Genomic DNA, 15,046 nt, shown 5'->3' on the forward strand with positions numbered 1-15,046 from the left:
GGTCGCCGCGCTCACCCCCTGGCATGCCGCGGCCCAGCCGCGGTGTGCAGCCGGGCCGACGTTGGCGTGGTCAGGTCTTGGGGCAGAGCGTCTTGCGGAGCCCGATGTTGATATGCGCCCCGTCGTCGTCGGTGAGCGTGATCCCGTTGTACGCGAACCGCTCAGCGGCGAGGCGGTCCGGGTTCTTGGCGCCGCCGTTGAGTCCCGAGCACTGGTTGCGCGCGGCGTCGATGGCCTTGTCCTCGTCGGCTGTGAGCTTGGCGTTGACGTCGTGGATGGCGGCGAGGACGGCGTTTCGCTTGGCGCCGGTGGGCTCGGCGGGGATGTCGGCGGCCTTCTCAGCGGCACTGGTGTCGGTGCTGGTGTCGGTGCTGGGCTGGCTGCTGCTCTCGGTGGTTTTGGGCTTGCTGTCGTCGTTGTCGCTGCTGCTGCAGCCGACGAGGGTGATGGCGAGTGCGGCGATCAGGGCCGCAGTGGTGGTGCGCGTGTGCATGGTCCCCCCAGGTATTGCTGGTGTGTGACGGGTGTGACGTATGGGGGTTGGCGATGGTTGTGCTGTGACACGACGAAGCCCCGGCCGGGGGCTTTGGTTTTGCGGTCGTCGCAACACCCCAGCTCAAGGGTGCGGTGGACTTCGAGATCCGTAAGGTCCATAAGGCTCAGGGGCCTGTGAGCTCCGGGCTGAGCGCGAAGAATACTTCCGGCTCGTGCAGATGGGGCTGACAAACGAAGAGCAGGCGCAGCGCGATGGACAGGTGGCGTTTGTACTCGCGGTGCGGCGCGTTGTGGGATCGAGACGTTCGGGGTGTCACCCTGACAGCCCGTGTCGATGACGTGCTCAGCTGGGCCGGGCGGAGACTTCCGCCCAGACAATCTTGCCGCCGGGCGGGTACGGCTCCGTGCCCCAGCGGTCGGCCAGCGCGGCGACCAGGAGCAGACCGCGGCCGGACTCTTCGTCCGGCCGCGGTTCTGGAGTGAGCACGGGCAGCTCCTCGCCGCGGGTGTCGGTGGCCTCGATGCGTACGACTCCCGTCGCTTCGTCGAGCGTGAGGGTGAGCCTGAAGTCCCGGCCCTGTACGCGCCCATGCAGCGCGGCGTTGGCCGCGAGCTCGGCGATGATCTGCTCGGCACGTTCGGTGACAGTCGGTGATACGGGCCAGGTGCGGAGTTCTTCGGCGGCGAGCAGCCGGGCGAGGCGGGCCCCACGTCGGGTGGAGGACAGGAGCTGTGTGAACGTGCGTACAGGGGAGGTCAGTTGGGGTGTGGTCGCGTTCATGGGGCCACGGTGGCGGCCGGGCGGGGTGTTTGCCAGTGGCGCGCCACGTACGCTGCGTCAGCGTACGGGCACAATCGGTGGACGGTACGCAGATAGTTCCGTCACTCTGGGTGCGTCGATCGCGGAGCAAGGCACGAACGCACCTGGAGGTAGCCGCGTATGACCACCGACAACGCCGAAGCAACGGGCGACGCGGACTGGGAGCGGGAGCCCGACCCCTCTGACAGTCTGCGGACCTTCGGAGCCGTCGTCCAGGCCCTGCGCGAGCACGCCGGGTTCAGCCGGGTCGAGTTCGGGGGGCTGGTCCGGTTCTCCAAACACATGGTGGAGTCTGTGGAGTTGGGGCGGCGGATGCCGGACGAGTCGTTCGTGGAGCGGGCGGAGGAGGCGCTGGGCAATACGGGTGCGTTGCGGAAGTCGGCGAGATTCCTGACGCGGGGGGAGGCGGGGCTGGCGGCTTGGTTCCGGCGGTGGGCTCGGCTGGAGCGGGTGGCGGTGAGTCTGTGTACGTATGAGTGTCGGCTGGTGCCAGGGTTGTTGCAGTCGGAGGGGTATGCGCGGGCGGTGTTCGACAACGGCATTCCGCCGCTGTCGGACGAGCAGTTGGAGGCACAGGTTGTCGCTCGACTGGAGCGGCAGAAGCTGCTGCGTGAGAGGCCGAACGTCTCGTTCAGCTTCATCGTGGAGGAGCACATCATCCGACGCCGCTTGGGCGGGCGCGAGGTGACGCGGGGCTTGCTGGACCACATGCTGGAGCTGAGTGCTCCGCGTAACGTGACGCTTCAAATCATGCCGATGGATGCCGAGTTCCATGCGTGTCTGGATGGTCCTATCCAGCTGTTGGAGACTGAGGAGCGCCGACGGCTGGCGTACTCGGAAGGGCAGCAGAACGGCCGCCTGATCAGCGACGCAAAAGAGGTGAGCCTCCTCTACCAGTGCTATGACACACTGCGCTCGCAGGCCCTGAACCCCCAAGACTCGCGGGGCCTGTTGGAGCGACTGCGAGGAGAGCTATGAGCACCACAGAACTCGCCTGGTTCAAGTCCAGCTACAGCGGCACTCAGGGCGACAGCTGTATTGAGGTTGCCGTCACCCAACAGGCCATCTGCGTAAGGGACTCCAAGGATGTGACGCAGCCTCACTTCGCAGTCGGGCGTGAGGGATGGTCACGGTTCGTAGGGTTCGTGAGCTCCACGCCGAGGACCTGAAGCGGAACCCGCGCATCCCGGCGGTGACGCTGGTGGCGTATGCCGCCGGGATGGCCATCAGGTGGTCAGTCCACCCCACGCGAGTCGATCGCCCACGTTGCTCACCCAGCCCCTTGGCCTAGCTGTCCGTCCTGGCGAGGAGTTCCTCGAAGGCCCAGAGGTGATGGAAGATTTTCAGCGTACGCCGCCGGCTCGTCCAGGGGAGTTGCAGGCCCTGAAGGCGCCAGGTGCTCTGATCGCTGACCTCGGTAGCTCACGTGTTTGGGCTGGCTCAATTAAGCACGTGAGGGGGTTGCAACGTAGCCTTAATCGCGCGACGATTCTACGGCAATGTCAGAACTGGCATAAATTCCCTGCGGGAGGCCACATGGATTGGCTTGCAGTCTTCGGTGCAGTCGTCGGCATCGCAGGCCTTTACTTCGCGTGGCGATCCCTGGACGACCGGCCAGTAAAACTCTCACAGGATAAGTTCCGCTCGACGCGTAAGGAGCTACGAGAACGCGCAGGGCCGCTGTCCAAACTCGCCGCGAATATGCATCTTGCATCAAATCCTTCGCTCCGGAGGATTGGCAACAGCGACCTACTGGCCGACGCATCCATGACGCCAAGCGTTCCGGTGCCTCTAAATAGGGTGAGGGTTAAATGGGACGATGCAGATCCGCCCCATGATGCGGCTCTCCAGGGGATCGTTAAGCGGATTTTGCCAAAGCGGGCGCGGTGGGAAAAATTCCAGAGTTATTCGGAAGCGCTAGGCAACCTCGCGCGACCCGCCCTATTTGAGAACAGATTCACTTTCCGCCTGATCGAAGCGGATTGGAATAACCCTCAAGGTCCGGAACTTGCCTTCGGGAAAGGGACATATTTCGACGTTATCGATCAGGGGGAAGCCGTAGCGCACGAGCTGGCCAGCGCTAGTCGGCGCACCCCAACTTCGACACCACCGTGGCGAAAATTGCCACTGCGTGCGAGGTTCAGGACGGATCCCCTTTCTCTTTCGAGCCGTTGCGTCCTCACGTCGATTGGCACGCTCACGATCAGACGCACGCCGGACGGGGAGTGTACATATTTCCTCCTGCATCGCGGCGTCGGGCAGGTCGCGGTTGGCGAGGGTATCTATCACGTGATCCCCGGTGGAATGTTCCAACCCGCTTCAATCTCGCCGCTCGGCTACCTAAGAGACTTGGATATGTGGCGCAATATCATGCGCGAGTACAATGAGGAGATGCTGGGCGCACCCGAGGCCACTGGGGAAAGCGGGATGGAAGTTGACTACTCCGATCCCCCTTACTCTGATTTCGAACAGGCTAGGTCTGGCGGCCAATTGCGGGTGTGGAGTCTCGGTATGGGGCTGGAGCCAATCAACCTTGTGCCCTGCTTGCTAACTATTGCGGTTTTCGACTCACAGGTATTTGATCAAATTTTTTCCTCTATTGTTGATCGAAATGACGAGGGCGTATTGATTACTGGTCCCCGCTCTGCAGGGGTCACGGGCTTGCCTCTAGACGCTTCAGAGGTAGGCCGGCTGCTTAAAAACGAAAACGTCGCCCCTATCGCAGCTGCGCTGCTTCACCTCGCGCTCCATCACCGTAGCCTGCTCTTGGATGGCTAATTGCAGCGTGAGCGGCGTCGAGCCTGCGTCTCGACGCCGCTCAGCCGGGGCTGCCTGTTCGCGAAGGCGCTGAGGCCCGTACGCGATCCAGTCGGCACCCGTGCTTCATCCATCCCTGTCGCGGTCGGCAGGCCGCTGTCAGTGGCCCGCGTTAGTCTGCGCGCATCTGACCGATTTCCCCTATCAGGGAGGTTTTGATGGCCACGCGGCTCAATCCGTATCTCAGCTTCGACGGTGACGCCCGGCAGGCGATGGAGTTCTACAAGAAGGTGTTCGGCGGCACGCTGTTGCTGAACACTTACGGCGAGTTCGGGCAGGAGAGTACGCCCCTTGCCGACAAGATCATGCACAGCATGCTGGAGACTCCGAGCGGCTTCACTTTGATGGGCGCCGATGGCGCTCCGGAGGAGGAGTACAAGCCGGGCAACAACTTCTCGGTGGCCCTGACCGGCGACGACGACGCCGAGTTGCGTGGGTACTGGGAGAAGCTGTCGGTCGGCGGCTCGGTTTCCGTGCCGCTGGAGAAGCAGATGTGGGGCGACGTATTCGGTATGTGTACGGACCGCTTCGGCATCCAGTGGATGGTGAACATCACTCAGGCGCAGAGCTGAGCGAAGAACGGGACGGGGCGGAAGCGGATTCCTCCGGTTCCGCCCCGTGCCAAATGCATTACGCCCGCCAGCTTCTTCCACACCATTGCGGGCCTCGAACGAACCGACCCATACTGTGCCGGACTACGGGGGGAGACCGGGCAGTTGAGCGGGAGACGTACGCCTGCCGTGGTGCGGGGGACCGGGTATCACGGACTGGTGCTGGGCGCCGCGGGCCTCGCCGTGCTGCTTGCCGCCATCGTGCTGGCGGCGCTCGCGGCACTCTCCGAAAAGGCTGTCGAGGGCGGGGTGCAGCGGCGGCTCGCCGGTGATCCCGAGGCCGTGGTCGATGTCTCCGGGGCGTACCCGTCGAGTGGCGTGGGGGAGCTGGACGGTCTTGTACGGGCCGCTGTCGACCGTGCCTTCGGTGATGTACCGCATCGCACCTGGTCCGCGTTACGGGTTCCGGCTGTCCGCTCCGCCGAGCTGAGCGTGACGGAGGCGGACGGCCGCCGGCGGGACGACGCCAGCCTGTCCGTGGTGGCTCTTCAGGAGACGCGGCGGCATGCCCGGCTGGTGGCGGGCCGCTGGCCGAGCGCGGCCGGCGGGGGAGGAGTCGTCGAGACCGCGCTCAGCGATGTGTTCGCGGTGGAGCTCGCGGTGCGGCCCGGCGATGAGCTGCGGGTGCAGCAGGACGGCGGGCCGCAGGTGCGGATGCGGGTGGCCGGGCTGTACCGGGCTGACGGCCGCAGCCCTGCCGTCTGGGCGGCCCTGAGCACCACCACCTTCGGTACGTCCGACTCCGTGGCGCTGGTGGAGCGTGGGGCGCTGACGGCGACCCCCGGTCTGGCCGGGGACGTCGGCGTGCTCTGGCTGGGCGTGCCGGAGACCGGCGGGCTGCGGCTCGGCGACATCGGGCCGTTGGAGCGGCGGGCCGGACGGTTCGGCGGCAGCGACGTGACGCTCTCCGTGTTCCGCGGTACGAAGCCCACGACCGAGCTCGTCGCCAAGTCCACCCTTGACGATGCGCTCGACGACCTGACGGCCCCCATCGCCGTGGCCCGCGCCGGCCTCTACATCCCGGCGACCCTGCTCGCCGCCCTGGCCGCCGCGGCCCTCGTACTCACCGCGCGCCAGCTCGCCGAGCACCGCCGCCCCGAACTCGCGCTGCTGGCCTCGCGCGGGGCCGGAACCTCGCGGCTGGCCTTGGCGACGGCCGTGCAGTGGGCGGCCGTGGCCGTGCCCGCGGGTCTGGCCGCGCCGTTCCTCGCCGGTCCGCTGCTGCGGCTGCTCGACGGGGCCGGGCTGATACCCGGCGACGTACCCGCGTCGGCGACGCTCACCGCGGGCTGGGCCGCCGCGCTGCTCGCCGTCGCGGTGCATGGTGCCGCGCTGCTGCTGCCGACCGTGCGGACCGTACGGGACCAGCATGTGGTGCGGAGGCTGAGGCTGCGCCTGGGGCGGTTCTCGGGGGCGCAGCGGCTGGGCGCCGACCTGGGGCTCGCGGCTGTCGCCGTGCTCGGCTGGCTGCAGCTGCGGCAGTATCGTTCGCCGGTCACGGGCGGCGGCGTCGACCCCGTACTCGTCCTCGCGCCCGTCGCGATGACCACCGCCGCGGCGCTGCTCGTCCTGCGGGCGCTCCCAGTGCTCGCGCGGGTCACCGAGCCCCTGGCGCGGCGCGGCACCGGGCTCGTGCTGCCTCTCGGCGGCTGGCAGATCGCGCGGCGCGCCGCGCGGCACGCCGGGCCCGCGCTGCTGGTGACGCTCGCCCTGGCCGTCGCCGCGCTCAGCAGCACCGCACTCGCGATCCTGGACCGAGGCGACCACGACCAGGCGGTCTTCCGGGTCGGTTCCGACCTGCGGATCGACCCCGGCGGGCGGCTCGCGCCCGCAGAGCGGCGCACGGCGTACGCGGCACTGCCCGGCGCCCGGGCCGTCACCCCCGTCGTCGACACCGAGGGCTACCTCGGCCAGAGCTGGGTCACCGTCACCGGCATCGACACCACGCGCGGCCCCGCGCCCGCCCTGCGCCCCGACCTCGGCGACCGGCCGGTGTCCGAGCTCGTAGCGCCGCTCGGCCGGAACATCCCCGCGTACGGGCTGCCGCTCGACGGTTCTCCACGTGAAGTCCCGCTGCGCGTCAGGCTGTTCGCCGACGGGCCCGGCACCCCTGTGCCCGTGCGGCTCACCGTGCACTTCGTGGACGCGGACGGTCTCGCCCACGCGAGCGAGGTCGCGCTGGAGGACACGGAGGGCGCGGCTCGTACCGTACGGCTGAAGGTTCCGGCCCAGGGAGATGGCGTACGCATCGTTCAGCTCGGCCTGAGCATGACCGGCGAGAGCGTACGGCGCACCTACCGCCTCAGTGTCGACCGCGTGCCCGGGCTCACTCGGCCCGCCGCCTGGCACGACTTGCGCACCGACGCCCCGGACCAGTGGGTCGCCGGCTGTCCCGGGGCCACGCCTTCGAGGAAGACCGGGAGTGCTCCGGGGCCCGTACTGTGCTCCGACCGTCCGGCGCCCGGCACGCTCCTGAACGCGGTGCTGCGCGGGCCCGACACCGAGATCAAGTACCCGACGTGGAGCGTGCGGCTCGGTACGGACCGCGCCAAGGGGCGTCCCGCCGCGCCCGCGCTCGCCGACCGGACGATGCTGGACACCGGTGTGGTCCGTGTCGGGGACACGGTCAGGTTGCAGCGGGTGGGCGGCGGCAGCGCCCGTATCAAGATCGTCGGGGAGATCGATGCCGTGCCGGGCGTCGAGCGCGACGGACCCCGGTTGCTCGCCGACTCCCGTGCCATGGCCGCTCAGTTCGTACTCGACGGTGCGCTGCCCGGCGCCGACACCGCCTGGTGGATGGCCGCCGAGCGGGGGGATGCGGGTGCCGCGTTGCGCGCCGTCCGGGCGGACCCCCGGCTCGGCACGGCTGTCGACGTGCCGGGGACCCGGGCCCGGCTGGCCGCGGACCCGCTGCGGCAGGGTGCACGCGGGGCGCTCACTCTGTGCCTCGTCCTCGCGCCGGCCTTCGCCGTCGTCGGCTTCACCTTGCACACGGCACTCTCGGCGCGGGCCCGGGCCCGGGAGTTCGCACTGCTGCGGGCACTGGGTGTACGACGCCGCCAACTCGCCGCGTACCTGTGGACCGAACAGTTGGCTCTGGCTGCCGTGGCGGCGGTGCTCGGCACGGTGCTGGGCACCTTGCTGGCCGCGCTGATCATGCCGGTGGTCACGGTCGACGACACCGGTCGGCCGGTCTATCCCGGGCTGCTGACCGAGGTGCCGTGGGGGCGGGTGGTGCTCACGGCGGCGGCGACGACGTTGGTGATCTGCGGCGTTGTGACGGTGGCGGCGCGGTTCCTGGGGCGGGTTGATCTGGCGAGGGTGTTGCGGGCGGGGGAGGACCGGTGAGGCGGGTCGTGTGGCTGCCGGGCCCGGTCGGCTTGGGCCGGGGTGTGGGCCGAACCGCCCCTGTTGGTCTGCCTCTTGGTGAGGGTGTTGCGGGCCGGGAAGGACCGATGAGGCGCGTTGTCTTACCGCTGAGCCCCGTCGGCTTGCGTCGGAGTGTGACCGGAACTGCCCCTGCCGGCCCGCCTCTTGGGGAACTGCCGTACGCGGGGGAGTGCACATGAGGCGCCCGACGCGGCTGGTCCGTTCCGTCTCCCTGCGCGAGGCGCGGGCCGAACTGCCCCTGCTGGTCTGCCTTGTGGTGCTCGTGGCGTTGCTCATTGGTGTCGCTGCGGCGGGACCCGGGCTGCTCGACCGGCTTGCAGGGCGGGCGCTCGTCTCGCGGCTGGAGCAGGAGCAACGGGCCGAGCCGGGGGTTCAGTTGAGCGCGCGGTTCGACCCGGCGGGGAATGCGGGGGAGGACAGCCCTGCGGATGATCTGGGTGATGATCTGGGTCCCGTCACGGACGTGATCGAAAGCGCGGCTCCCGACGGCCTCGACGGTGGCCTCGTGCATGACTCGACCCGTGTCGAGTTGCCGCTCGTGCGCACCGCCACGGGCGCTGGGGAGGTGGGACTGGGGCTGGTGTACGCCTCCGACGCGCCGGGCCGTGCCGCCTACGCCGAGGGACGGCCGCCCGACCCGGACAGCAAGGCCGTGGAGATCGCCGTCTCCACCCGCACGCGCGAGGCGCTGAGGCTGCGGCTCGGGCAGCAACTCCCGGTCCAGCCCGGCGCGTTGAAGGACGTCCACGCCACCGCCGTTGTCGTCGGGTTCTTCACCACGCACCGCGACCGCTTGTGGCGCGAGCAGCCCCAGCTGGTGCGGCCCTCGCAGCATCTCCCTCGCAGCATCTCCGGAATCGACTGGGAGGCCCGCGCCCTCGTCGCCCCGCGAACCGTCACCGCCCTCCAGTCGCAGGCGGGCGCCCCGCTCACCGTCAACTGGGGCCTGCGCCTCGACCTCGACGCGGACACCGCCACGCGGTTCGCCGACGAGCAAGGACAGGGCGAACTCCAGCGGCTGCTCGCGCGCTACCCGGACGAGGCACGGACCGTCTTCTGCGGCGACATCGCCGACTACGGCGGCAACTTCTGCCAGATCGGCTCGCATGCCGCCTCCACCCTGCAGAACAGCTCCCAACTTCCCGACGTGATCACGGAGTTCGGCACGCAGTGGCGGCAGGGCCGCACCGTGATCTCCTTCGCGCTGGCGTCCCTGCTCGTCACCGGACTGCTCACAGCCGCCGTCACGGCGCTGCTCGCGGTACGCCGCCGCCTCGACGCCCACCGGCTGCAGATCGCCCGCGGCGCCTCCGCGACGGGCCTCGCACTGGCACGGGCGGCACAGACCGCGCCCGCCGTGCTGCTCGGGCTCGCGGCAGGGCTCGCCGTCGCGCGGGCGCTGCCGGGCCCTTCACCCTCGTACGACTACGGAGTGCTTGTCGCCGCACTCGTCTGGCTGCTGCTCCCCGCGCTCACCTGGCACGCCCTGCGCGACCGCACCACCGGCACCCGGTATGAGCCGAACCGGCACGGTGGGGGTCCCTCCGGTCATGGGGGTCCCCCCGCTCGAGCGAAGTCGAGAGTGGGGGAGGGCCGCCGGATCGTCGCCGAGGCGCTGGTCCTGCTGCTCGCCGCGGCCGGCGTGTTCGCGCTGCGCACCCGCGGCACGGCCGGCGACGCGGGACCCGACCCCTTGCTCGCCGCGGTGCCCGCGCTGTTGGGGCTCGCCACCGTCGCCGTACTGGTGCGCTGTTATCCGCTGCCGGTACGGCTGTTGGCGCGCTGGTCCGCGCGGCGGCGTGGCGCGGTGGCCCTGATCGCGCTCTCCCGGGCCGCGAAGGAGGCACCGGCCCGGGCGCTCGCACTGCTCGTCCTGGTGGTGACGCTGGCCGGAGCGGTGTTCGGCGGGCTGGTGGCCGGGACGCTGACGGACGGCCGCCGCGAGGCCGCCGCCTGGCAGGTCGGCGCCGACGCCTCCTTCCGCGGCGCGGGCCGCAACCCCGACGTCGCCGAACGGCTGACCCGGGTGCGCGGATTGCGCGACACCGTCAGCGTGCGGCAACTGCGCGTCGACCCGACGAGCGGGACCAGCGGCGAGCGCTACGGCATCGCGAGCCTCATCGGCCTCGACGGCGCGAAACTCCGGGCGGTGGCGCCCGGTTCGGCCGCGGGCCGTGCGCTCGACGACGCCGGACTCACCACACCGGGACGCGGCCGGGACATCCGCGTCCTGGCCACCGGAGCACGCGCCGGCGACCTGCTCACCATCACCTCGCACGGCAGGAAGATCGGCCTGCGTGTCGTCGGTGCCCTCCCCGACGACGTACTCCGCGACCCGGCGATCGGCCCCGTCCGCGCTACGGCGGCTACCCGCGACCAACTGCTCCTCGCCGACAACCGCGACCTGAAGGCCTTCGCCGGAAGCGACTTCGAGGAGAGCGCCCTCCTGCTGTACGGCCCACGCCTTGACGTGGCGGACCTGCGGGCCCTCGTGCCGCGCGCCGCCTCCGACACCGCCGTCGGTGAGCTGCGCATCCGCGCCGAGGAGGAGGCCGAGGCCGACGCGGACGGCATGGTCGACGTCCTGACGGCCGCGCATACCGCCAGCACCGGGCTCGCCGTACTCCTCGCCCTGCTGGCCCTCGTACTCGAACTGATGCTGTCCGCCCCGGCCCGCGGTCGCACCGCCTCCTACCTGCGCACGCTGGGCCTCGGCCACCGTGCCACGTCGGCGCTGCACCTGCTCCAACTGCTGCCGATGGTGCTGGCTGCCGTGGCGGGCGGCACCGCGCTCGGCCTGACGTTGCCCGCGCTGCTCGGACCCGCCCTGGAACTGCGGGACTTCACGGGCGGACCCGCCGCCCCCACGCCACGTCCCGACCTGCTGCTGACCGCCGCCCTGGGCGCCGGCCTCGGCCTGCTGGTGATCGTGGCGGTGGCGGTGGAGACCTGGATCGGACGGCGCCGCGGACTCGGCGCCGTCCTGCGCCTCACGGAGGAACGGTGACCGAACCTCACGGGAACGACTTGCGCAAACTGGAGGAGCGGGCCCGTGACGCCCAGCGCCCGCGCGCGGACGACGGGCTCGTCGTCTGCGACAACCTGGTCCGCGTCTACCGCACCGACGAGGTCGAGGTGCAGGCGCTCCAGGGCCTCGACCTCGTCGTCGAGGAGGGCGAGTGCATGGCGCTCGTCGGTGCCTCCGGATCCGGCAAGTCGACGCTGCTGTCCATCCTCTCCGGGCTCGACCTGCCCACGGCGGGCCGGGCCAGGGTCGCCGGACACGATCTGCTCGCCATGGGGCGCCGCGAACGGCTCGGCTACCGCCGGCACACCGTCGGCTTCGTATGGCAGCAGACGGGACGCAACCTGCTGCCGTATCTGACCGCGCTGGAGAATGTCGCGCTGCCGATGAAGTACGCGCGCGTGCCCCGCGGCGAACGGGCCGCGCGCGCCGCCGAACTCCTCGACGTACTCGGCGTCGCCCACTGCCGCGACCGCCGTCCCGCCGAACTCTCCGGCGGCGAACAGCAGCGCGTCGCCATCGCGGTCGCCACGGCCAACGCGCCGCGTGTCCTGCTCGCCGACGAACCCACGGGCGAGCTCGACACGGCGAGTGGCGAGGAGGTGTTCGCCACGCTGCGCCGCGCCAACGAGGAGTTCGGCGCCACCGTCCTCGTCGTCACCCACGACCCGCTCGTCTCCGGCCAGGTCCGCCGCACGGTCCGCATCCGCGACGGCCGCACGTCGACGGAGACCCTCCGAACACCCGACGGCACGGATGCGGAGGAGTACACGGTCCTCGACCGCACGGGCCGTCTCCAACTGCCCCGCGACTACGTGGAACGCTACGGACTGCGCGGCCGGGTCCGCCTGACAGCGGAACCGGACCATGTGGGTGTATGGCCGGACGAGAGGGACCGGGACCGGCCTGCCGATCTGCCGTAGCGAAAAAAACCGGTGCCCCGCCCGTGCCGGGTTCCCTACACTCACCACGCAACGCGCGCGTCGCCACGAGAGCAGTACAGGTCGGCGCGCCTCGTGATGAGTGAGACGAGTGAGGGGAGCCCGGCCATGCGGTACCGCACCGCTGTCGTCGTTCCCCGGTCGCTGAACGAGGTGATCCTCGTGTCTTCGGCTGCCCGGTGCCCGCTGCGCGGCCGGTACCGGATGTCCGTGACGAACGCCTGACTCGGCACCACCTGACGCCGCAACGCCCGACTCGGTGAGCCGGCTCGCACACCACCTCAACCCCTGGTCCCTGCCTGCCTGTTGTCGTCACGACAGGCCCGTTTCGTACGGAAATCGCGCTGCCCCGTTCTGGATCATCCCGAAAGGCCATGGGCCGTGCGCAACAACCTGCACCGTCAACCGACCAGTCCGATCACCGCCGTTCGCAATCTGGGCATCCTCGCCCACGTCGACGCCGGGAAGACCACTGTCACCGAGCGGATCCTGTACGTCACCGGAACCACCCACAAGCGGGGTGAGGTCCATGACGGCACCACTGTCACCGACTTCGACCCGCAGGAGCGCGATCGCGGCATCACCATCTTCGCCGCGGCGGTCAGCTGCGCCTGGGACGGCCACCGGATCAACCTGATCGACACCCCTGGCCATGTCGACTTCTCCGACGAGGTGGAACGCTCACTGCGCGTGCTCGACGGCGCGATCGCGGTGTTCGACGCCGTCGCGGGAGTGGAGCCGCAGAGCGAGTCGGTGTGGCGGCAGGCCGATCGGCACGGCGTGCCACGGATCGCCTTCGTCAACAAGCTGGACCGCGCCGGTGCCGACCTCGACACGGCGGTCGAGTCGATCCGGGAGCGGTTGCATCCGGCCCCGCTGGTCGTCCAGTTGCCGATCGGTACGGAGGACGGCTTCACCGGGGTGGTGGATCTGGTGCGTATGAGGTCGCTCGTCTGGACCGACGGCTGCGACACGGTCGACGAAGGTCCGGTTCCCGATGCCCTGCGGGATGAAGCGCACCGGCGCCGACGGCAGTTGGAGGAAGCGGTGGCTGAACTCCACGCGCCCGCACTGGAGGAGTTCTGCGCGCGGTCCGCTCTCTCCACGCGGACGCTGATCTCCGCGCTGCGCGATCTGACCCGTACCGGTGACGGCGTGGTCGTGCTGTGCGGCTCGGCCTATCGCAACCGCGGAATCGAGCCGCTGCTGGAGGCCGTCGTCGCGTACCTGCCCTCGCCGCTGGACGTGCCCGCGATACGCGGCACTCAGGACGGCGCGGAGCAGGAACGGGTCGCCGACCCGGCGGCGCCGTTCGCGGCACTGGCGTTCAAGGTGAACGCGACCACCACGGGACGGCTGACGTACGTACGTCTGTACTCGGGAACGATCGAGAAGGGAGAGACGGTGTGGGACGCGGGCGCACGGCGCACCGAGCGCATCGGGCGGATTCTGCGGGTCCGGGCCGACCGCCACGCGGAGCTGGACCGGGCTGTGGCCGGGGACATCGTCGCGGTGGTCGGGCTGAAGTCCGCCCGCGCCGGGTCGACCCTGTGCGCCCCCTCGGCTCCCCTGCTTCTCGAACGGCCGACCGCCGCCGACCCGGTCGTCTCGGTGGCTGTCGAGGCGCGCAGCAGCACCGATACCAACCGCTTGGCGACCGCGTTGACGCGGCTGGTCGAGGAGGATCCCTCGCTGGTGGTCAGGACCGACTCCGAGACCGGCCAGACCGTGCTGTCGGGGATGGGTGAGCTGCACCTGGAGGTGGCGGTGGAGAAGATCCGCCGTACCCACGGGCTCGCAGTCGGCGTCGGCCGGCCGGGGGTGGCGTACCGGGAGACGCTCGTCCGTGGCGTGTCGGGGCTGGTGTACCGGCATGTCAAACAGGACGGAGGCGCCGGTCAGTTCGCCCATGTCGTCCTCGATGTGGGTCCGCTGGAGGCCGCCACTGGTACCGCCGCTTCCGACGGTGCCCGCAGCGCGACCGGTTTCGCGTTCCGGTCGGCCGTCGTCGGGGGCCGGGTGCCGAAGGAGTACGTACGAGCGGTCGAGGCAGGTTGCCGGGACGCGCTGGCAGAAGGGCCGCTCGGCGGTCATCCGGTGACCGGAGTGAGCGTCGTGCTGACCGATGGGGCGACCCATCCCAAGGACTCTTCGGAGATGGCGTTCCGGACGGCCGGTCGACTCGCGCTCCGCGACGCACTGCGCGCCGGCCGGATGGCGCTCCTGGAACCGGTGGTCGACATCACGGTCACCGTGCCCGAAGACGCCATGGGCGCGGTGCTCGGCGACCTCGCGGCGCGGCGCGGCCGGGTCTCGGGCTCGGTCCCGCGGGCGGGCGCGGTGATGATCACGGCGACCGTGCCGCTGGCCGAACTGTTCGGCTATGCGACGCGGTTGCGCAGCCGCACCCAGGGCCGGGGCACCTTCACCACCCGGCCTGCCGGCTACGCCCCGGCACCGAGCGCGGCGTCCGACGGTGTCCCGGCCCGGTAGCTCCAGGGCCGGCGGCAGCTCAAGGACGGTGGCTTGAAGGCCGGTGGCAACAAAGACGGTCCCGCCCGTACGCGAAGTACACGGGCGGGACCGTTCCGGGCTGCTGCGCATGGCCGCGAGCCCTACTGCTCGCGGCGGCCTATCAGGTCGTAGCCGGCCTCGTCCACGGCCTCGGCGACCGCGTCGTACGCCAGGCGGTCGCCGCTGGACACCGTTACCCGGCCGGTCTCCAGGTCGACCTCCACGCCCGTGACGCCGTCGAGCGCGCCGACCTCGGACGAGACGGCCTTGACGCAGTGGTCGCACGTCATGCCCTTGACCTCGTAAATGTCCTGCACCATGACTCTGCTCCTCTCGCTGCCTGCCTGGCTCTTGGCTTCCTGCTTCTTCCTGACGGCTCCATCATACCCCTAGGGGGTATGGGTGTTGTCAAGAGCTTGAACGGCCTGTCTCC

Annotated in this window: 11 protein-coding genes; 8 read left to right on the forward strand and 3 right to left on the reverse strand. The window is 70.1% G+C overall.

Annotated features, from left to right (window positions below; translation table 11 throughout):
* Nucleotides 1-70 precede the first annotated feature (70 nt).
* The gene (locus ACFYO0_RS43945; RefSeq protein WP_388687484.1) at nucleotides 71-493 is read right to left on the reverse strand and encodes a hypothetical protein; all 423 of its coding nucleotides are present in this window, start codon (nucleotides 491-493) and stop codon (nucleotides 71-73) included.
* 345 nt (nucleotides 494-838) lie between these two features.
* Entirely contained in the window at nucleotides 839-1,276 is a 438-nt protein-coding gene (locus ACFYO0_RS43950; protein WP_388687485.1) for an ATP-binding protein, read from the reverse strand.
* A gap of 159 nt (nucleotides 1,277-1,435) precedes the next feature.
* Here ACFYO0_RS43950 and ACFYO0_RS43955 point away from each other — a divergent pair, with 159 nt between their 5' ends.
* The 8 genes from ACFYO0_RS43955 to fusA all read left to right on the forward strand — a co-directional run bounded on the left by ACFYO0_RS43955 (nucleotide 1,436) and on the right by fusA (nucleotide 14,592).
* Nucleotides 1,436-2,293: a Scr1 family TA system antitoxin-like transcriptional regulator gene (locus tag ACFYO0_RS43955; protein ID WP_388687487.1), complete on the forward strand. Its 858-nt coding sequence runs from the start codon at nucleotides 1,436-1,438 to the stop codon at nucleotides 2,291-2,293.
* A complete protein-coding gene (locus tag ACFYO0_RS43960) occupies nucleotides 2,290-2,484 on the forward strand; it encodes a DUF397 domain-containing protein (protein ID WP_388687489.1) in 195 nt (64 codons plus the stop codon). Before ACFYO0_RS43955 ends, ACFYO0_RS43960 begins: the two co-directional genes overlap by 4 nt.
* A gap of 367 nt (nucleotides 2,485-2,851) precedes the next feature.
* Nucleotides 2,852-4,093, forward strand: a complete 1,242-nt coding sequence (locus ACFYO0_RS43965; protein ID WP_388687490.1) for a transcriptional regulator — start codon at nucleotides 2,852-2,854, stop codon at nucleotides 4,091-4,093.
* 197 nt (nucleotides 4,094-4,290) lie between these two features.
* Nucleotides 4,291-4,704, forward strand: coding sequence for a VOC family protein (locus tag ACFYO0_RS43970; RefSeq protein WP_388687492.1), 414 nt, complete (start codon nucleotides 4,291-4,293; stop codon nucleotides 4,702-4,704).
* A 144-nt stretch (nucleotides 4,705-4,848) separates the two neighbouring features.
* On the forward strand, nucleotides 4,849-8,091 hold the full coding sequence (locus tag ACFYO0_RS43975) for an FtsX-like permease family protein (protein ID WP_388687494.1): 3,243 nt from the start codon (nucleotides 4,849-4,851) through the stop codon (nucleotides 8,089-8,091).
* A 217-nt stretch (nucleotides 8,092-8,308) separates the two neighbouring features.
* Nucleotides 8,309-11,140 carry a hypothetical protein gene (locus ACFYO0_RS43980; protein WP_388687496.1) on the forward strand — a complete coding sequence of 944 codons (2,832 nt, stop codon included), beginning with the start codon at nucleotides 8,309-8,311 and terminating at the stop codon, nucleotides 11,138-11,140.
* Nucleotides 11,137-12,081 (forward strand): ABC transporter ATP-binding protein, encoded by a 945-nt coding sequence (locus ACFYO0_RS43985; RefSeq protein ID WP_388687498.1) that lies wholly within the window; start codon nucleotides 11,137-11,139, stop codon nucleotides 12,079-12,081. The genes ACFYO0_RS43980 and ACFYO0_RS43985 overlap by 4 nt, the downstream gene beginning before the upstream one ends.
* Before the next feature lie 399 nt (nucleotides 12,082-12,480).
* Complete coding sequence (gene fusA, locus ACFYO0_RS43990; RefSeq protein ID WP_388687500.1) at nucleotides 12,481-14,592, forward strand: elongation factor G; 2,112 nt, start codon at nucleotides 12,481-12,483, stop codon at nucleotides 14,590-14,592.
* Nucleotides 14,593-14,714: 122 nt separating this feature from the next.
* Here the strand turns inward: fusA and ACFYO0_RS43995 are convergent, their stop codons facing one another.
* The gene (locus ACFYO0_RS43995) at nucleotides 14,715-14,933 is read right to left on the reverse strand and encodes a copper ion binding protein (RefSeq protein WP_344395860.1); all 219 of its coding nucleotides are present in this window, start codon (nucleotides 14,931-14,933) and stop codon (nucleotides 14,715-14,717) included.
* Nucleotides 14,934-15,046: the final 113 nt, after the last annotated feature.

The sequence above is a fragment of the Streptomyces sp. NPDC006365 genome (assembly GCF_042870755.1).
GTDB lineage: Bacteria > Actinomycetota > Actinomycetes > Streptomycetales > Streptomycetaceae > Streptomyces > Streptomyces xiangluensis.